The following is an 18,398-nucleotide window of genomic DNA, read 5'->3' on the forward strand; positions in this document are numbered from 1 at the left end:
AATCGATGCCGGACTCTCCGCGTGAAATCGTAATGTGGTCAGGCTCGTAGCCGGTCTTTTCAACCGTGACTTCGTAGGTTTCGCATCGCGAGAGCGTCGCACTGGTCGGCGTCGGCCCGTACTGCTTGCCGTTTACAACCACCTGCGCGCCAGCCGGCTCGGATTGAAAATCAATCTGCTGCGTACTGCCGTTCTTCATGTAAAGACAGCCGGCAAGCTGCGAGCATACAAAGGCGATCGCAACCGCACACGCAACCGAACTGAGAAGTCTCAAAGCTGAATCAGCCCCCAAAGCGGAATCCGGAAGCCCCGCATCGAACCACAGCATCATCCATATGTCAATTCCCGGTCACAATCAGTCAGTTTTGGGCCGTCGCCGAATCTGCGCCAGCGATTGCTTCAATGAAGTACGACACAAGCTCACAAATTCCCCTCTTGACTGGATAGCGAAGAAAAAGCGAAACTAATCGCACCGTTGCCATGGATGCCGCCGCTTCATTGCCACTCGCGTTTGATTTGCATGACGACGAGCTCGACGTCACTCGCGGCGTCGAGTTCGTTGAAATGCCGGTCAAGCAAATCCTCAACCGATGCACCAGCGCGCGCATGCCGTTTAGCTGGACGATTAACCCGTACCGCGGATGCGAGTTCGGATGCGTCTATTGCTATGCGCGCTATACGCACGACTTCCTCGAGTTGCGCGATCCGATGGACTTCGAGCGCAAAATCTTCATCAAGCGGATGGCGGCGCAGGTGCTGGCGCGCACGCTCTCGCGCACGCCCATCGGCAAGGACGCCATCGCGCTCGGCACCGCGACCGACCCCTACCAGCCGGCCGAGCGCAAGTACGGGCTCACGCGCTCGATGCTAGAGATCTTCGCGCAGCTCAGCGGGCTTAATCTTTCGATCACGACCAAGTCGAGCCTCATCGCGCGCGACCTCGACGTGTTGACGCGGATCAACCGCCGGTCGCATCTGTCGGTGAACTTCTCGCTGATCACGCTCGACCGCAAGTTGCAGCGCACGCTCGAGCCGCGCGCGCCGCGCCCCGGCCTCAGGCTGCGCGCGCTCAACCAGCTCGCGCGCGCCGGGATCACCTGCAACGTCCTGATGATGCCGATGATCCCGGGAATCACCGACGATCCCGCCTCGGTCGAAGCGGTGATTCGCAACGCCAAGCGCGCGGGCGCATCGGCGGTGTGGTGGCGCTCGCTGTTCCTCAAGCCCGCCGCGGCGCGCCGCTTTATCCCGTTCGTGCGCGAGCGCCTACCGCATCTGGCGGAACGCATCGAAGCGCTCTACGGCAGCGCCGAATACGCGCCGCATCAGTACGACGATCGGGTGTCGGCGCTGTTCGATCGCCTGCGCCGCCGCCACGGCTTTCCAACCAGCAGCGAGCGCACGAACGCCTCGCCAGCAGCATTGATGGAGCCGCCGCGGCAATTGTCGCTAGGAATCAGGGAGCGCGCTTCATGATGAGGGGCGCGATGCGATCGAAAGACAGAAAATCCACCACCAAGGCACGATGGCACCAAGCAGGAGCCTTCTCGAAGCGGCGCCGCGCCGCTTCGTGCCTTTGTGCCCTTAGTGGTAAGTTCTGCCGCCTGAAAAAAAAGGAGAAGCACTCCACGGCGGATCCTGCGAGATTCGTTGACACAAGCTTTTTCTGATAAAATGGAATTGAGATTTTCGCACTGAGGGACGAATCTGCGCGAATTGCATGACGTTTCACGCGAGCGCGACGAGCGCGCGGTGCTGGTCGGCGTCGAGCTGCCGGGCGACCACGGGATCGCGAGCGAAGAATCGCTCGAAGAACTGAAAGCGCTCTCCGAGAGCGCCGGCGCCGAGGTCACGGCGACGGTCAGCCAGCGCCTCAAGACCGTCGACCCGCGCACGTTTATCGGCAAGGGCAAGACCGCCGAGGTCCGTGAAATTGCGCATCAGAAGGGCGCCTCGGTGGCAATCTTCGACGACGCGCTCTCGCCCGCGCAGGCACGCAATCTCGAAACCGAACTCAAACTGCGCGTGATCGATCGCAGCCAGCTTATCCTCGATATCTTCGCGCAGCGCGCGCGGACGCTCGAGGGCAAGCTGCAGGTCGAAATCGCGCAACTCTCCTATCTTCAGCCGCGGCTCACGCGCCAATGGACGCACTTGTCGCGCGTCCGCGGCGGCGGCGCGGGAGGCGGCGGTGTCGGCACGCGCGGTCCTGGTGAAACGCAGCTCGAAGTCGACCGCCGCCGTATACGCGAGCGGCTGACGCGGCTGCGGTCGCGATTGCGCGAGGTCGAGCGCACCCGCGACATCCAGCGGCGCCGCCGCGTCGAAGTGCCGTACCCCTCGGTCGCGCTCGTCGGCTACACCAACTCCGGCAAATCGACGCTGATGAACTATCTCACGGACGCCGAGGTCGAGGCCGCGAATCGTCCGTTCTCGACGCTCGATCCGACGATTCGCCGGCTGAAGCTGCCCGGGCATATGAACGTGATGCTCGCCGACACGGTCGGCTTCATCCATCGCCTGCCGCACATGCTGATCGAGGCGTTCAAGGCGACGCTCGAAGAGGTGCGCACTGCCGATCTGCTGCTGCACGTCGTCGATGCGAGCTCGCCGCTCGCGCCCGAGCGAATCCAGATCGTGGACCAGGTCCTCGAGGAGATCGGCGCGGGCGCTTCGCCACGCATCCTCGTGATGAACAAGGCCGACCTGATGGAGAATCCGCCGCGCCTGTTCGGCGTTTCCGACGCGGTCGCGATCTCGGCGCTGCGCGGCACCGGCCTTGACGATTTGCTCGAGATGATCGCGCGGCACTTCGGCGGCTATCGCGAGGAAGTTTCGGTCACGCTGCCGGCCTCGCGCGGCGACCTTATCGCAATGGCGCGGCGCGACGGCGAAGTCCTGAGCGAGGAGTACAACGACGGCGTCGTGGCGATGCGCGCGCGCGTCAGCCCTCCCGTTGCCGGCCGCCTGCGCAAGGCCGCGACGCTTTCAGCGTAACGCAAGAAACGCTAGATCTCGTCTCCGATGCCATCGCAGCAGCCACATACCCATCCGCATCAGGTGCATAAGCCGGCGCAGCTGCATGCCGCCCCGCGCAAGCCTGAGCCGCCTGCGCTGCGCCATCTGCTGAACCTGCCCAACTTCCTGACGCTCTGCCGGCTCGGCTCGGTGCCGATTTTCCTGACCTTTCTCAGCCGCCATCGATACACCGAGGCGCTGTGGGTATTTGCCGCCGCGGCGCTGACCGACAGCCTCGACGGCACGGTCGCGCGCCTGTTCGACTCGCGCACGGAGCTCGGCGCTTATCTCGATCCCTTCGCTGACAAACTGATGCTGTTGTCGGCGTTCGTAGTGCTGACGCTCAACGGCGATTTGCCTGGATACCTTTTGAGCGTGGTGCTGGTGCGCGACGTCGTGATCGTCGTGGGTTACCTGATGGTCTCGTTCTTCAGCAACGAGCGGGTGCCGGTAACGCCCAGCTATCTCGGCAAGATAAGCACGTTCTTCCAGCTATGCTGCGTGACGCTGGCGCTGACGCGCTTCCCGGTCGCATGGCCCGGATGGTTCAACGATTTGCTGGTGCTCACGGTCACCGTGACCGCATCGTCGGGCGTCCACTACATGTATCTCGGACTCGTATGGCTAAAGTCGCGCGAGCCCGAGATGTTCAGCAGCCAGTAGTCCCTACACGATCACTTTGCTGGCGCGGAGCTCTTCGACCTGGCTCTTTTCGATTCCCGCCTCGCGCAGAATTTCGTCGGTGTGCTCGCCAAGCTTGGGCGGGATGCGCCGCATCTTCATCGGCGTCTCGGAAAATCGGGCGCCGGGATTCACGGTCCGCACCGTGCCGACATCGGGATGCTCGTAGAGACTGAAGCTCTCGTTGGCGACGATCTCCTCGTCCTGGAAGAGTGTCTCGTAGCTGTGAACCGGGCCTGAAGGAACGTCGGCGGCCTCGAGGATGGTGAGCCATTCGGCGGTGGTGCGTTCGGGAAAGAGCGCAGCGAGGCCTTTGATCATGTTGCGCCCGCGCTCGCGCGCTTCCATGTTCTTATCCCACCATTCGGGATGTCCGGCGGCAGCGCAGAGGCGCTCATTCTGCTCGTCGGTGAAGGCCGCGATCGTCAGCCATCCGTCCTTGGTCTTGAACGGGTCGAGCGTCGTGCTCTTGGGCGCCTGCGCCTTGTACTCGTCCTCGGGGACGAAGGTGTAGCCGTAAATGCTGTCGTTGGCCGCGAAAGCCATCATCGCTTCGAGCATCGGGACGCGGATGTACTGGCCGACGCCGCGATTCTTCGCAGCGTGCAGCGCGCTCACGATCGAAAGCGCCGCGGTCATGCCGCTGATCTTGTCCGCCAGCGCCATCTTCACTGCGGTCGGCTGTCCCGTCTTCGAGCCCTGCAGGAACGCCATCCCCGAGTAGCCCTGGATAACGGGATCGTATGCCGGATGATTCGCCATGCGGCCCTTGGGACCGAAGCCACAAATCGAGCAGTAAACGATCTTGGGATTGGCGCGGCGGATATCGGCATAGCCGATGCCGAGACGGTCGGCGACGCCCGGACGGTTGTTCTCGACGAGGGCGTCGGCCTTGACCGCCAGTCTGCGCACGAGGTCGCGGCCGTGTTCCTTCTTGATGTCGATTACGATGCTGCGCTTGTTGCGGTTGAAGTTGAGATAGGACGCGGTGACGTCGTTCTTGCGCGGACGGCCGATGCGCCGCATCGAATCGCCTTCGGGAGGCTCGACTTTGATTATGTCGGCGCCGAGGTCGCCAAGCAGCTGGGTGCAGAAGGGCCCCGATATTACGGCGGTCAGATCGACAATTCGAAAACCAACCAGCGGTCCATCAGCCATACGACAAATCCTTCAACGCGTTCCTCTTGGCGAGACGCATCATATCCAGCCGCGCCGAGTGAGTCACGGAAAAGCGATCGCGGCGCGTTCCGGCTTCGCGGAGCGTGGGAGGAAGCCGAATCGTGCAGGGAATCGAATACGCGACGATCGCAGTCTCGAATCCGCGGGTGGACGGATGCTGCTTAACGCGCGCGCGCCTCTCACGTCAAGGCGCACATCTCAAGTGTAATCTGCGCAGAGCCGCGCGCGAATCAATTAGACGGTGGTTTTGGGACGCTCAGGCCGAAGGCGACCTTCATGTCGTCGGTGCCGAGGGGATAGACGTGGACCATCCAGCCGAACGCGAGCGGCACGAAATGGCCGCCCGCGGCCTCGCACGCAGTGCGGTCCGCGATCTTCCCCTCGAAGCCGAAGCGTCCGTCGGCGAGGAATCCCACCTTCTGATTGATGGTCTCGGCTGAGGGGTTGTTCACGACCGGCAGCATCCCGGGCATCCCTGGATGACCCGCGCCAACTTCGCCCATCAGCAGATCGTCGATCGAGATGCCCGCGGGCAGGCAGATATTAACATGCTGATGCCATCGCGCGACGCTGAGTGGAATCAGGTCGTTGAGCTGATCCTCGGAGTAGTCAGCCGGCGCGCTGTACATCGCTCCGACCAGCTCGTAGTCGCCGCTGTCACCCTTCACGTAGAGCACGGAGCCAGGATGATCTAGGTTGAACTCGCCGCGATACTCGGCGCCACTCCAGGTGTAGTTGGTGAAGTGATAAACCGGTTGTGGGATCTGCGGCAGAAAGACGCGAAAGGCCTGCGCCAGCGCAACGTGATAGTTGCGATACGGCAGCAGCGCACGCCGGCACGATTCCATCACGTATGCGGCCCGCTCCTGGTCGGCCTGCGAGGCGGGACGCGGCGCCGTCATCTTCATGTGCACGTCCATCATCATTTCGGAGCCGCTCATGCCGTTGGGCGACGACGAAGGCACGTCGCCATGCATATCCATCGCCGACATATCGTGCGCAGCGGCAATTCCTGCGACGGCGATAATCGAGGCGATTGCCAAACATCCTGCCAGAGTCTTCATCTCGACCCTCCTATGAGGACATCGCAAAAACCGGACTGAAGACATTCTGAGAAGCAAATCGAAACTTCGAAAATAGTCAGCTACTGGCCCAACCAGGCTCTGCCCACAAACTTCCCTTCCCGCACGGGAAGGGGAACCAGTGGCGCGCGCCCGTTGCAATCGAAGTGTGTCCGCTCGCCTCCCGAACCCGACACAGTAACTCGGCAACGCGACCTATATCTTCGGACCTGCACATGGCGGCGCTCCCTATCTAGCTCGGGGTTTCGCGCAGGCGGGCGTGCTTCAACGCGGGGATCTCGCGGCGGACGCGTTCCTGGTAGTCGAGATCGATCGGCGCTATGACGACGCCCTCCTGGTCGGCGGCGCGGGCGAGCACGCGGCCCCAGGGATCAACGATCATCGAATTGCCGTAGTCGCTGAAGCCATGGACGTTGGGGCCGAACTGCGCCGGCGCGATCATGTAGACCTGGTTCTCGATTGCACGCGCCCGGATCAGCGCCTCCCAGTGCGCTTCTCCGGTCGGGAAGGTAAACGCGCTCGGCAGCGTGATGATCTGTGCGCCCGCCCATGTCAGGCGGCGGAACAGCTCTGGGAAGCGAATATCGTAACAGATTGTCAACCCGAGATTGCCGAGCTGCGTGTCCGCCGATACGACGTCGGCGCCGGGCAGCTTCATGTCGGACTCGCGCACGGTGACGCGGCCGGGCAGATCGACATCGAAAAGATGAATCTTGCGATAGACCGCGGCGCGGCTGCCATTGGGCGCGAACAGCACCGACGTATTGTAGTTGCGGGTGTTGCCGGGAGCCTGCTCGGTGATCGATCCCGCGACCAGATAGATCTGGAGCTCGCGCGCAAGCCGCGCCATCAGCGCGAGCGACTCGCCTTCGAGCGTTTCCGCCGCCGCTGCCTCTCCCGAGCGCTTGCCGCGCCAGTTGAACATCTCGGGCAACGCGGCGAGATTCGCTCCCCGCGCGGCTGCCAGCCGAATCAGGCGCTCAGCGCGCTCCAGGTTTTCGGACTTGTCGGACTTCGCCGCCATCTGAACAGCGGCCGCTAGAAATGTCATGGCAGTGCCCTCACCGGCGATTATCGCCATTTTGCGGGGCTGTTAGTAGCGCGGCGTTGAGGGGTCAACTTCCTCCGACCATGCGTCGATACCACCGGTCAGGTTGAGCACGCGCTCGAAGCCCATCCGCGCCAGATAAATCGCGACCTGCGCGCTGCGCACGCCGTGATGACATACGACGACCGTCTCGCGATCGGAATCGAGCTCGGTCAGGCGCGACGGGATATCGCCCATCGGAATGTGCGCCGCGCCGGGAAACGGCGCGATCTCGATCTCCTGCGGCTCGCGCACGTCCAGCACGAAAACATCTTCACCCTGATCGCGCCGATGCTTGAGCGCGATCGGATCGATCTCGCCAATTTGAGACATCAGATGGAAATGTAGCGTGACCGATCAGCGCTGCGCCAGATCCGCGGTCTGATTCGAGAACAACTCGACCTGGGTGAAGTTCGGCAGCATCGGATAGGGAATCGAAAAACGGAAATTGTCGGTCTCTCCCGGCTTGAGCGGCGTGAAATGCGGCTTCTCGCCGAGCACGCGCTGCACCTCGGGATCGTCGTTCATGCTCTCGGCCTTCTCGTTGTACATGCTCTCGGCGTGGAGCACCTTGCCGTCCTTGTCCTCGAAGGAAAAGACCAGATGCACGTAATCGATCGGCCGATCGCTGGTGTTGGTGACTTTGCCGGAGACCACCAGGTTCGGCGGCATGCAGCATGAGCGCATGATCGCGTCGGTCGTGACTACAACCTTGACGTCCTTGTTGGCGACGACCTGGGTTAGAGGATGATCATAGAGGGTATGCAGATGCGCTTTCTGCTGAGCAGTCAGGCTCGGTTTGAGATCGATCGTCGCACCGGCGAACGCAGTCGCCGCGAATGCGATCGTGCCCAGGGCCGCAAGAATGCTCAGTTTCTTCATAGGAGGGCGCCTCGAACCAAATCTTCAGTCCCGTACCGCGCAAAGTCAATGCGCATTCAGCCGACGCCCGGCTGGAGCTTGGGTCGATTCAGTTCAGGCGCGTTGGATGGGACGCATCGTGAAGTATCGATGGCCGAGCCAGGCATCTGTTCGATGAGCTTCGTTCGGATGGCCTCGCAACTCCTTTGCGAATCGAAGTGATCGAGCATCAGCCATTGTGAAAGCGGCTCGAAGGTGAGGCGCCTGTTGGGAATACCGTCAGCAGGCGGCGGCAGCATCAGATACCAGGTTACACTCGCCAGCATCGCGGTATGCAGCCATCGCATAACCGACGGTTAACATCCCGCCACTCGAATCTCAATTCGGAGCTTCTATTAGGAAGCCCGCCATTCGGGTCTCCTCTCCTTATCCTAGGCGAGGGGATCGGAATAACCTCACCCGGCGGGCGCGATGCGCCGCCGACCTCTCCCGGTCAGGGAGAGGGATTTTTGGGAATCGGGATTGTTAGTTGACAGGTTGTTGACGGAAGTGACGGCGGAACTAGACGGACGCCAGGATTTCTTTGGCTTTGCCCAGGTCTAGCGCGATCTGGTGTTTCAGCGCTTCGGGGGAGTCGAACTTTTTTTCGGGGCGGATGCGTTCTATCACTTCGAGCTTTACGCGCTGGCCGTAAATGTCGCGGTTGAAGTTGAAGATGTGGGCTTCGATCGAGCGCGCCGCTTCGGCGAACGTGGGGCGCATCCCGATGTTGGTTATCGAGCCCCAGGCGCCGTCCTCGAGTACGATCCTCGTCGCATAGACACCGTCGGGCGGGATGCATTCGGTTTCGCTTTCGATATTCGCCGTGGGGAAACCAATGGTGCGGCCGCGCTCGCGGCCATGAACTACTTCGCCGTGCAGGAAGTGCAACCGCCCGAGCATCTTCGCCGCGGTACGCAGGTCGCCCGCGCGAATCGCCTCGCGAACCTTGGTTGAGCTGACCGCGACGCCACCCGCCTTGACCGGACCGACGACCGTCGTATCGAAGCCGAATTCGTTGCCGAGCTCGACCATCACGGCTGCGTTTCCGGCGCGATTGTGGCCGAAGCTCACGCTGTGACCAACGACGACTTCGCGCACGCCGATTTTTCCAATGAGATAATCGCGGATGAACTCACGCGGCTCGAGCGCACTCAGCTCGCGCGTGAAGTCGAGCACGATCACGCCGTCGATGCCGGATAACCGCATCAGCTCAAAGCGATCCTCGGGTACCATGATCAGTTGCGGCGCGTGCTTCGGCGCGAGCAGCTTGGCGGGCAGCGGATCGAAGGTAATCGCGAAGGCGGTGCCGCCCGCGGCGCGCGCGCGATCGATCACGGCGCGCAGGATCGCATGATGCCCCATGTGCACGCCGTCGAAATTGCCCAGCGTCACCACGGGGTATGGGTTGCGCCCGAGCGCGTTCAGGTCGCGGATGATCTCCATCGTCTCACAGGATGCCCACAGAACGGCATCCAAATTGGCCGGCTCAATCGGTCTGCAGCTGCTTCATCATCTCATTCGCCGAGTTCGCTTCCGGCGAGCCCGCATGATCGGAGACCAGCTTCTGCAGCGTCAGGCGCGCGTCGATTCGATCGTTCATCTTCTCGAACGCCTGGGCCTCGCGCAGAAGCGCCGGACTCGCGAAGCGGCCCTTCGGATAGCGCATCACGAGATCGTTGAACTGCAGGATCGACTGGTCGTACTTGCCCGTTTCATAAAGCGCGTTGGCGGCGAAATATTGCGCGGGCTCGCTCAGCTCCGACTTGGGATACTGATGCTGCAGCTTGGTGAATTTGTTGACTGCCAGTGGATAGTTCTGCGCCTTCATCGCGTCGAGGCCTTCGCGATAAAGCTTGACGCCCGGCTCTTTCGAGGTCTGCGACGATTCGATTTCAGCATCGAGATCGTTGGGCCAGGTCGGCGGCGGCTCGACTGGCGCAGCTTCCGCGGCAGCTCCTTCGGTCGCAGGCGGCATCGAAGCCTCAGCGTTGGGCGGCGCGGTTCCGGGCTCGGCGCCCTCCGCCGGAGGCGGCGTCCCGGGAGGATTGGCGCCGGCGGCTGGATTACTCGGCGTCGCAACCATCCCGGCGTTGAGCGCGCTCACCTCGGTCTCGAGCTTGGCGAGTCGCGCGTTGACGCCCTGGTCAGGCGCCGCGCCGGTGTCAGTTGAAGCGCCGTGCTTCATCTCCGCGATTACATCGTTCTGCTGACGCACTTGCTGCTGGAGCGCGTCGATCTGCTGCCGATCGCTCGCGATCATGCCGCGCAGGGTGAATTCATTCTGATTCAGCTGCTGGACGTCGGTATCGTTCGCGCAGCCCGCGACAAAAACTGCCACGGCGGCGACGCCGACGACCTTGAAGATAACGCTCCGCATTCGATTACAGCTCATTGCGAAACGGCGAAGTGATCGCGGCGATTCTGGGCCCAGCAGGATTCGTCGTTTTCGGTACAAATCGGCAGCTCCTTGCCATAGCTGATGGTCGATATACGGCCCGGCGAAACTCCGAGCGTCACCAGGTAATCCTTGGCCGCCTGTGCGCGCTTGGCGCCCAGAGCGATATTGTAATCCTCCGAGCCGCGCTGGTCACAATGCCCTTCGACTTGCACGCGCGAGTTGGGATTGGACTCCAACCATCGCGCGTTGCTCTTCAGCACTTCGCCGTCTTGCGGCTGGATCGTGTAGTCGTTGTAGCCGAAATGGATGTCCGCCAGAGGGCCGCCCTGGCCTGAACCAAGCGTCCCGTTCTGCATCTGCTGCAATGAGCCGGAACCGGTGCCGGATTCACCCATTCCCGAGGCGCCCTGGTTCGCATTTGGAAGCGGCGTTGCCTTCTTCGACGAGCATCCTGCGATCGCCAAACTCATCGCGAGCAAGACGAACGCGCCGGCTCCAGTTAATCTTCGCCTATCAGTCACCCAACCACCCCGACCACGCTGGACACGTGTCATCACCCTTACCCTCCGTCAATGGACCGATAACTTTCTGCGCACTTACCATCAAAACATAGATTCGTGACCGGCCGCCACGCGTTGAGCTGAACGCAATGTAACGTCCATCGGGCGACCAGGTCGGATATTCGTTGCTGCCTTCGCTGTCGGTCACCTGCTTGGGCTCGCCGCCGCTCAGCGGAATCACGAAGATATCGAAGCGGCCGTGCCGAGCCTGGTAGGCGATTTTATCGCCCGCCGGCGAGAACGCCGGCGTCGTATTGTAATCGCCGCTGTAGGTGAGGCGTTTCGCTTTGCCGCCGTCAGTCGGCATCACGTAAATCTGCGGCGTGCCCGAGCGATCCGACGTAAACGCGATCTGCGCGCCATCGGGCGAGAACACGGGGCTCACGTTGATACCGTTGGTGTCGGTGAGCTGGCTGATTTCCTCACCCTCGCGCGTCAGCAGGAACAGGTTGGTCGAGCCGCCACGCTCGACCGCTGCAACGATCCGCGTGCCATCAGGCGAGACCGCGCCACCGATAGTGCGGCCGTGCGAGCTTTCGATTCTCGTCTCACGCTTTTGTTGCAGATCGGCAAGGTACAGCGCGGGCTCCATCGTTTTGTACGACAGATAGAGCAGATAGCGCCCGCTGCGATCAAAGCTAGGGAAAATATTTATCGTGGGATTATTGGTCAGTTGAAAAAGCTCCTCACCTTCGATCGACTGGGTATAGATTTCCTTGAAGCGGCCGGCGCGGGTCGAGGCGTAGGCGAGCTTGCTGTCGAAAGGCCCCTTGATCCCGGTGGTGGCCTGAAGCACGGCGTCGGCAAAGCGGCGCGCCATGCGCGGCACGTCGCCGACACCGCCGCTGAAATTCTTGCCCATCATCCGGCGCTGCTGCGCGACGTCATAGAAATAGGCCGTCAGCTTGGCGTTGGTGCCGTCACCGCTCACGGCGCCCTTGACGAGAAAGTCGGCGTTGATCGATCGCCAATCGGCGAAGTTGAACTGACCCAGCTCGAATCCCGAGGTCTGCGGATCTTCGATATACGAATGCGGATTGACGATGCGGAAATATCCGGAGAGCTCGAGATCGCGCTGCAGTGTCGTGGTGAAGGCGTCCGAGATCTGATGATTATCGTCGCCGCCCTGGTTCTTGAGTCCCGAGATCGCGACCGACGAGATACTGCCCGCGCCAGTGATGACCATCTTGATCGGCTGCGCAGCGGCGAGCTGCGGCGTGGCCGCAATCGCGATGGCAAAGACGATCGCAGATAAACCGATCACGCGCGTTTGAATTCTGAAAACGGCGAGCACTGGTGCAATGCATGATGTAATCCGCCGCCTCATCCGCTCCTCCATCGCCACGCGCGTCAAGACTTCAGCTCGCCCATGTTGAAGACTGCTTCGATACCGCCGCTGAACTGATTGCGATACTTCTCTGGCGGCGGCGGAAACGGCGCGGCACGCTTGATCGCACGAATCACGGAATCGTCGAAGGCTCCGTCCTTGGAGCTGTTACCAATCTTCGCCGAAGTCAGCGTGCCGTCGGGGCCGATCGAAAAATCCACGGTTGCCGTCAGATCGTTCGAACCGCCTAAAAACGTCCACGCCTTCTTTATCCTATCTTCCACTGACTGATAGTACAGCAGAAATTCAGGGTCCTGTTGAATCCCCATGCTACCGGTGCCGGAGCCGATACCGTAGCCTTTGCCCGCGGTCGCCGAGTTGGCCGCTACAGGACCGCCTCCCGAGGGACCGGTCGCATTGCTCGTATCGCTATCGTCATCGTCGTCGCTGTCGGCGTCTTCGGCGTTCTTTTTTGCGAGCTGCTCGATATGCTCCTTCATCAGCTGCTCCCGCAGCTTGGCGAGCTTTGCCGCGACGATAGCCTTATCGACGCGCGCGATCGCGACCGTGGCCTCGGCTTTTGGCTTGTTATGATTCTTCGAACTTGCGGGCGTCGGTTTCGGTGTCGCGTGCTTTGTATGCGAGGGCCTCGGCTTTGGCGTTGGCTTCTCAGTCGGCTCCGGCGTTGGCTCCAACGTAGCTTCAACCGTTGGTTCCACGGTGGGCTCGGGCGTCGGAGTGGGAGTCGGCGTGACACTCGCGAGGTTCATCGCGAGCGCGTTCTTATCGTTGTCGGGTGCGAGCTCCGGCTTGGGCGGCTCAACCTTGATCTTCGGCTCTTCGGCCTTATGCTCCTCGGCCTTCGCCTCCTGCTTGGTCTCGCGCGGCGCAAGCCGCGGCAAATGGCTGCCCAGATCGCCGGCGGGCAGCGAATCGACGATCTTTACCGTGTATGACGGCGGCGGCGCCTCGTCGGAATGCAGGTAGCGCGGCAGGAAAATAAAAACGAATGCGAACAGGGCTACATGCCCGATCGCTGAGAAGAAGATTGCCGCGGCGTAGCCGATCCGCGCTGGCCGCGCATCATCGTGCCGATCATTTTTCGCCACGCTTGCGCCCGCCTTCGGCCGCTCCTGCTCCGCCGTCGGTCGGCATCTCGGTCACCATTCCGACGTTCTCGATTCCCGCGGCCTTAATCGCGGCCATCGTGCGGATCACCTCGCCGTACGGCACTTGCTCGTCGGCGCGGATAAAAACCTGGCGGTCGGGACGCTCCTGCGAGATCGCGGCCAGCTTATCGGTCAGTTGATCGGCGCTCAGCTTGGCGTCGTTCAGATAGATCTCGTTGTTGCGCGTGATGGATACAACGAACTGCTCTTCCTTGCCCGGCAGCGCCTCGGCCTTGACCTTGGGCAGGCTCACATCCACGCCTTGCTGGATAATCGGCGCGGTGACCATGAAGATCACGAGCAGCACCAGCATCACGTCGACCAGCGGCGTGACGTTGATCTGCGAAACGAATTGACCGCGCTGTCCGGGTTCGAATGCCATCGGCTGCGCCTACGACAAGAAGTGACGCTCGGCGATGTTGAGGAATTCAGACGTGAAGTTATCCATCTCGGTGGCGAGCACGCGCACGCGCGCCGTGAAGTAATTAAAGAACATCTGCGCTGGTATCGCGGCGACGAGGCCGACCGCAGTCGTGATAAGCGCCTCGGCGATACCGGGCGCCACCGCCTGGATACTCGACGAATGCGCCGCCGAGAGTCCCAGGAAGGCAGTCATGATGCCCCAGACCGTGCCGAAGAGGCCGATAAACGGGCACGACGAGCCGGTAGTGGCGAGGAACGTGATGCCGTATTCGAGCTTGGTCAGCTCGACATTCTCCTGCCGCTTCATGGCGCGAGATACGTTCTGGATACCGCCGAGGTCCGTCGAGAATCCGCCCTCCGCGCCGACAGCCTGCCGCTTGGCGCGCGTGAGCTGTAGCAACTCCTGGTAGCCGGCGCGAAAGACCTGGGCGACCGGGCTATGCTTCATGCCGACTGAAGCGGTGTGAATCGCGGCCAGATTCTTCGATTCCCAGAAGATCGAAATGAAACGCTCGGACTCACGCCGCGCACGCGATACCGAAACCATCTTGTAGAGGATTATACCCCACTCGGTGATCGAAAAGGCCACCAGCGTCCATAGCACGACGGCGACGACTGGCCCCGTGCCCAGCACCAGATCCACCACCCCAGTTCCGCCCGCGCCGCTCACCTGATGGAGCATAAAACCGTCACTTCAAAGCCCGCACCATTATACGGGTATCCTTAAGGGCAACACTAGCGGCCCCGCCCGCGTACGATAAAAGACGCTCACTGCAGCCGAGCGATTCACGGACGTGCGACTTGAGAATCCAGATCTCGCCACAAAGGACACAAAGAGCACGATGAGAAGCGGCGCAGCGCCGCTTCTAAACAGGTTCTTTCTTAGTGCCCTTTGTGTCCTTTGTGGTTACTTCCGGATCCTGGTTTCTGCCTTTCCCCGGCGAGCGTGATGACTGCGGATGTGCCAAAGTATTTTTTCCGGCGCTTGAACCCGAGGTCTGGACTTTTCTAAGGTGCGGATTCTGTGCCGGCGCACAGCCTATTAGGGAGGACTTGAAGCGTGGCAACCAAAATCGCGATCAACGGCTTCGGCCGTATCGGGCGGATGTTCTATCGCGCGGCTCTCGGCAGGAACGACCTCGAAGTCGTTGCCGTCAACGACATCACCGACGCGCCCACGCTGGCGCATCTGCTCAAGTACGACTCAGTTCACGGCACTCTCAAGCATGAGATCAAGGCCGAGGGCGGCGCGATCCACATCGATGGCAAGGCGATCCAGGTCCTCGCCGAGCGCGATCCCTCGAAGCTGCCATGGAACAAGCTCGGCGTGCAGGTCGTGGTCGAATCGACCGGGCTTTTCACCGCGCGCGACAAAGCCGCGATGCATCTCTCCGCGGGAGCGAGAAAGGTTATCATCAGCGCTCCCGCCGAGGGCGCCGACGTGACGTTATGTCTCGGCGTCAACCAGAGCGACTACGACGGCACCAGGCATGACGTCATCTCCAATGCCTCGTGCACAACCAACTGCCTCGCGCCTCTGGCGAAGGTGATTCACGAGAATTTCGGCATCACCCACGGCCTCATGACAACCGTGCATGCTTACACTGCCGACCAAAATCTGCAGGACGGTCCGCATAAGGATCTGCGGCGCGCACGCAGCGCGGCGGTCTCGATGGTGCCGACCTCAACCGGCGCCGCCAAGGCGATCGGCCTGGTGCTGCCCGCGCTCAAGGGCAAGCTCGACGGCCTCGCGATTCGCGTGCCGACGCCCAACGTTTCAGTCGTCGATCTGACGGCGACGATCGAGCGCGACGCGGATGAGAAGGCGATCAACAATGCCGTCCGCACTGCGGCCGAGGGTCCGCTCAAGGGCATCCTCGCCTATAGCGAAGCGCTGCTCGTGTCTGTCGATCTCAACGGCAACCCGCATTCGTCAATCTTCGACGCACCCCTCACCAAGGTCATCGGCAAGCGGCTCATCAAGGTGTTCTCGTGGTACGACAACGAATGGGGTTACTCGAACCGGCTCTGCGACGTGACCGCTTTCGTCGCTTCGAAGATTTAGCCGCGGCCTGATGAAGCTGAGGATTGTCTGATGCCGGCGCAGCCGATCACCGCATTGGATCTGAACACCAAGAAGGTCCTCGTGCGATGCGACTTCAATGTGCCGCTGCGCGAGGGCAAGATCACCGACACCGAGCGAATCGACGCGAGCATGGACACGATTCGCTACGTCCTCGAAAAGGGCGGCTCCGCTGTGCTCTGCTCGCATCTCGGGCGCCCCAAGGAACGCTCGCCTGAACTGAGTCTCAAGCCGGTCGCTGAGTACCTCTCGACGCTGCTCGGCAAGAAGGTCGCACTGGCGCCCGATTGTATCGGCGAGGTCAGCGGCAGGATGGTCGAGACGCTGAAGCCGGGCGAAGCGATCCTGCTCGAAAACCTGCGTTTTCATCCCGAGGAAGAAGCCAACGATCGCGACTTCGCGCATGAGCTCGCGCGCGGCAAGCAGGTCTATATCAACGACGCATTCGGCTCGGCCCATCGCCCGCACGCCTCGACGGTGGGCGTCACGAAGTTTATCCCGATACGCGCCGCGGGCTTCCTGATGATGCGCGAGCTCGAGGCGCTGCGCGCGGTGATGGACAATCCCGAGCGGCCCGCGATCGCCATCCTTGGCGGCGCCAAAGTCTCAGACAAGATCGGCGTTATAAAAAGCTTCATCCAGCGCCTCGATGCGATTCTTATCGGCGGCGCGATGGCTTACACGTTCCTCAAGGCCCAGGGCACGCCGATCGGCAAATCCCGCGTCGAGGAAGACAAGCTCGATCTCGCGCGCGAGCTGCTCACCGAAGCGCGCAGCAAGAACAAGCGCATCGTGCTGCCCATTGATCACGTGGTAGCGCTGGCCCCCGACGCCGTCGCGAGTATCGCCGTCATGACCGATATTCCCGCCGACATGATTGGCCTCGATATCGGACCCGCGACCGTCGATGCGTTTATAGCGGAAATCGCGCGCGCCAGGACGGTCATATGGAACGGCCCGCTCGGTTTTTTTGAGATTCCCGAATTCTCGCACGGCACGATGCGCGTCGGGGAAGCGCTAGCGAACCAACCCGGCGTCAAATCCCTGATCGGCGGGGGCGACACGGCGGCAGCAGTTGGCCATCAGCCGTGGGCCAAGCAGTTTACTCACATCTCGACCGGCGGCGGCGCGACCCTCGAGTTCCTCGAGGGCATCGAGCTGCCGGGCGTCAAGGCTCTGGAAGGATAGCGACTCAAGCACGCGCGCTCGCGACGCAGGCGCCCACAGGCTCACCCTCTAATGCGAAAAAAGCTCATCGCAGCCAACTGGAAGATGAATATGACGCCGGCCTCGGCGCTCGAGCTGATCGCGGCCTTGCGCGCGAACGTTGAGCGTGATGCCCGCGACCTGCTCGCCGATCGCGAGGCACTGGTCGCTCCGCCCGCGATTCTGATCCCTGCGGTCGCCGAGGCGCTCAAAAGCTCGCCGATACTGCTCGGCGCGCAGAACATGCACTACGAGGAGAAAGGCGCCTTCACCGGCGAGATCTCACCCTTGATGCTGAAGGCGTTCGGCGTGACCCACGTTATCCTCGGCCATTCGGAGCGCCGGCACATCTTTGGCGAGAACGACATTCTAATCGGCAAGAAGGTGCGCTCCGCGATCAATCACGGCCTCGTGCCGATCCTCTGTATCGGCGAGACGCAGGAGGAGCACGATCGCGGGCGCGCGATCGAAGTCGTCCTGCGCCAGATGGAAGGCGGGCTCGCCGACGTGACCAACGAAGAGGCCGCCGGGATCATCCTGGCTTACGAGCCGGTATGGGCCATCGGCACCGGCCGCACCGCAACCCCGCAGCAGGCCGAATCGATCCACGGCGCCCTGCGCGGCGCATTCAACGAGCGCTTCGGCCACGATCCCGCCCAGGTCGTGCAGATCTTGTACGGCGGCAGCGTCAATGATGAAAATGTTGACTCGTTGCTCTCCAAACCCGATATTGACGGGGCTCTGGTCGGCACGGCATCCTTAAAGGCTGATTCGTTTGCCCGCATCGTCCGGGCGCAGACGCATTAAACGGAAGATGGTAACAGCAGTAGTCGCGATTCACGTGGTTGTTTGCCTCTCGCTCGTGATCATTATTTTGATCCAGCATGGCAAGGGCGCCGATGTCGGCGCGGTCTTTGGCGGTTCGAGCCAGACCGTGTTCGGCGCGTCGGGCGCAGGCAATGCGCTGACGCGGGCGACGAGCGCGCTCGCCGTAGTGTTCTTCGCGACTTCGATCTTCCTCGCCTATGCCTCGACGCAGCGCATGACGGGAAGTATCTTCAACCGATCGTTCGGCGGCAGCGTGATGCCATCGTCAAAGCCGAAGAATGTCGCACCGCCGGCCGCTCCAGCAGCGCCGCCAGCGGGCGCGGTATCGCCGGCGACCAAATAGCGGCGCAAGTCCGCTCCGGATTCGGCCCCCTCTTCTTCGATCCGGAACTTCTCGATGCGCGGGTGGTGGAATGGCAGACACGCCAGTTTGAGGGGCTGGTGGTAGCAATAC

Annotated in this window: 21 protein-coding genes; 7 read left to right on the forward strand and 14 right to left on the reverse strand. The window is 61.9% G+C overall.

Annotated elements, in window-relative coordinates; all coding sequences use genetic code 11:
• Positions 1 to 199, reverse strand: a 199-nt coding sequence (locus VMA09_11270) for a PEGA domain-containing protein (GenBank protein HUA34177.1), incomplete at its 3' end; no start/stop codon positions are given.
• Positions 200 to 498: 299 nt separating this feature from the next.
• On the opposite strand from VMA09_11270, the gene VMA09_11275 reads away from it, so the two are divergent.
• From VMA09_11275 to VMA09_11285, 3 genes are all read left to right on the forward strand, one after another.
• A complete protein-coding gene (locus VMA09_11275; GenBank protein ID HUA34178.1) occupies positions 499 to 1,476 on the forward strand; it encodes a radical SAM protein in 978 nt (325 codons plus the stop codon).
• Between the two features lie 240 nt (positions 1,477 to 1,716).
• On the forward strand, positions 1,717 to 2,997 hold the full coding sequence (gene hflX / locus VMA09_11280; GenBank protein HUA34179.1) for a GTPase HflX: 1,281 nt from the start codon (positions 1,717 to 1,719) through the stop codon (positions 2,995 to 2,997).
• A 27-nt stretch (positions 2,998 to 3,024) separates the two neighbouring features.
• On the forward strand, positions 3,025 to 3,681 hold the full coding sequence (locus VMA09_11285; GenBank protein ID HUA34180.1) for a CDP-alcohol phosphatidyltransferase family protein: 657 nt from the start codon (positions 3,025 to 3,027) through the stop codon (positions 3,679 to 3,681).
• Positions 3,682 to 3,684: 3 nt separating this feature from the next.
• On the opposite strand, the gene VMA09_11290 is transcribed toward VMA09_11285, so the two are convergent.
• The 13 genes from VMA09_11290 to VMA09_11350 all read right to left on the reverse strand — a co-directional run bounded on the left by VMA09_11290 (position 3,685) and on the right by VMA09_11350 (position 14,509).
• On the reverse strand, positions 3,685 to 4,857 hold the full coding sequence (locus VMA09_11290) for a CoA transferase (protein ID HUA34181.1): 1,173 nt from the start codon (positions 4,855 to 4,857) through the stop codon (positions 3,685 to 3,687).
• A 251-nt stretch (positions 4,858 to 5,108) separates the two neighbouring features.
• The gene (locus VMA09_11295; protein HUA34182.1) at positions 5,109 to 5,942 is read right to left on the reverse strand and encodes a hypothetical protein; all 834 of its coding nucleotides are present in this window, start codon (positions 5,940 to 5,942) and stop codon (positions 5,109 to 5,111) included.
• 250 nt (positions 5,943 to 6,192) lie between these two features.
• Positions 6,193 to 7,011 carry a carbon-nitrogen hydrolase family protein gene (locus VMA09_11300; protein ID HUA34183.1) on the reverse strand — a complete coding sequence of 273 codons (819 nt, stop codon included), beginning with the start codon at positions 7,009 to 7,011 and terminating at the stop codon, positions 6,193 to 6,195.
• Positions 7,012 to 7,053: 42 nt separating this feature from the next.
• The gene (locus tag VMA09_11305; protein HUA34184.1) at positions 7,054 to 7,380 is read right to left on the reverse strand and encodes a rhodanese-like domain-containing protein; all 327 of its coding nucleotides are present in this window, start codon (positions 7,378 to 7,380) and stop codon (positions 7,054 to 7,056) included.
• Between the two features lie 24 nt (positions 7,381 to 7,404).
• Positions 7,405 to 7,929, reverse strand: a complete 525-nt coding sequence (locus VMA09_11310; protein HUA34185.1) for an FxLYD domain-containing protein — start codon at positions 7,927 to 7,929, stop codon at positions 7,405 to 7,407.
• Positions 7,930 to 7,985: 56 nt separating this feature from the next.
• A complete protein-coding gene (locus VMA09_11315; GenBank protein HUA34186.1) occupies positions 7,986 to 8,255 on the reverse strand; it encodes a hypothetical protein in 270 nt (89 codons plus the stop codon).
• 214 nt (positions 8,256 to 8,469) lie between these two features.
• Entirely contained in the window at positions 8,470 to 9,393 is a 924-nt protein-coding gene (locus VMA09_11320) for a bifunctional riboflavin kinase/FAD synthetase (GenBank protein HUA34187.1), read from the reverse strand.
• A 43-nt stretch (positions 9,394 to 9,436) separates the two neighbouring features.
• Positions 9,437 to 10,327 (reverse strand): outer membrane protein assembly factor BamD, encoded by an 891-nt coding sequence (gene bamD, locus VMA09_11325; GenBank protein HUA34188.1) that lies wholly within the window; start codon positions 10,325 to 10,327, stop codon positions 9,437 to 9,439.
• A gap of 11 nt (positions 10,328 to 10,338) precedes the next feature.
• The gene (pal, locus tag VMA09_11330; GenBank protein ID HUA34189.1) at positions 10,339 to 10,818 is read right to left on the reverse strand and encodes a peptidoglycan-associated lipoprotein Pal; all 480 of its coding nucleotides are present in this window, start codon (positions 10,816 to 10,818) and stop codon (positions 10,339 to 10,341) included.
• A 43-nt stretch (positions 10,819 to 10,861) separates the two neighbouring features.
• Positions 10,862 to 12,172 (reverse strand): hypothetical protein, encoded by a 1,311-nt coding sequence (locus VMA09_11335; protein ID HUA34190.1) that lies wholly within the window; start codon positions 12,170 to 12,172, stop codon positions 10,862 to 10,864.
• Positions 12,173 to 12,258: 86 nt separating this feature from the next.
• Entirely contained in the window at positions 12,259 to 13,344 is a 1,086-nt protein-coding gene (locus VMA09_11340; GenBank protein HUA34191.1) for a TonB family protein, read from the reverse strand.
• Positions 13,331 to 13,786, reverse strand: coding sequence for a protein TolR (tolR, locus tag VMA09_11345; GenBank protein HUA34192.1), 456 nt, complete (start codon positions 13,784 to 13,786; stop codon positions 13,331 to 13,333). Before tolR ends, VMA09_11340 begins: the two co-directional genes overlap by 14 nt.
• A gap of 9 nt (positions 13,787 to 13,795) precedes the next feature.
• Positions 13,796 to 14,509, reverse strand: a complete 714-nt coding sequence (locus VMA09_11350) for a MotA/TolQ/ExbB proton channel family protein (protein ID HUA34193.1) — start codon at positions 14,507 to 14,509, stop codon at positions 13,796 to 13,798.
• Between the two features lie 378 nt (positions 14,510 to 14,887).
• Here VMA09_11350 and gap point away from each other — a divergent pair, with 378 nt between their 5' ends.
• Genes gap through secG form a run of 4 tightly spaced genes read left to right on the forward strand, consistent with a single transcriptional unit; the run spans position 14,888 to position 18,287 of the window.
• The gene (gene gap, locus VMA09_11355; GenBank protein ID HUA34194.1) at positions 14,888 to 15,892 is read left to right on the forward strand and encodes a type I glyceraldehyde-3-phosphate dehydrogenase; all 1,005 of its coding nucleotides are present in this window, start codon (positions 14,888 to 14,890) and stop codon (positions 15,890 to 15,892) included.
• A 30-nt stretch (positions 15,893 to 15,922) separates the two neighbouring features.
• Positions 15,923 to 17,098: a phosphoglycerate kinase gene (locus tag VMA09_11360; protein HUA34195.1), complete on the forward strand. Its 1,176-nt coding sequence runs from the start codon at positions 15,923 to 15,925 to the stop codon at positions 17,096 to 17,098.
• 51 nt (positions 17,099 to 17,149) lie between these two features.
• Entirely contained in the window at positions 17,150 to 17,923 is a 774-nt protein-coding gene (tpiA, locus tag VMA09_11365; protein HUA34196.1) for a triose-phosphate isomerase, read from the forward strand.
• 7 nt (positions 17,924 to 17,930) lie between these two features.
• Positions 17,931 to 18,287, forward strand: coding sequence for a preprotein translocase subunit SecG (secG, locus tag VMA09_11370; GenBank protein ID HUA34197.1), 357 nt, complete (start codon positions 17,931 to 17,933; stop codon positions 18,285 to 18,287).
• Positions 18,288 to 18,398 lie beyond the last annotated feature (111 nt).

This window comes from Candidatus Binataceae bacterium, assembly GCA_035508495.1.
Classification (GTDB): Bacteria; Desulfobacterota; Binatia; order Binatales; family Binataceae; genus JASHPB01.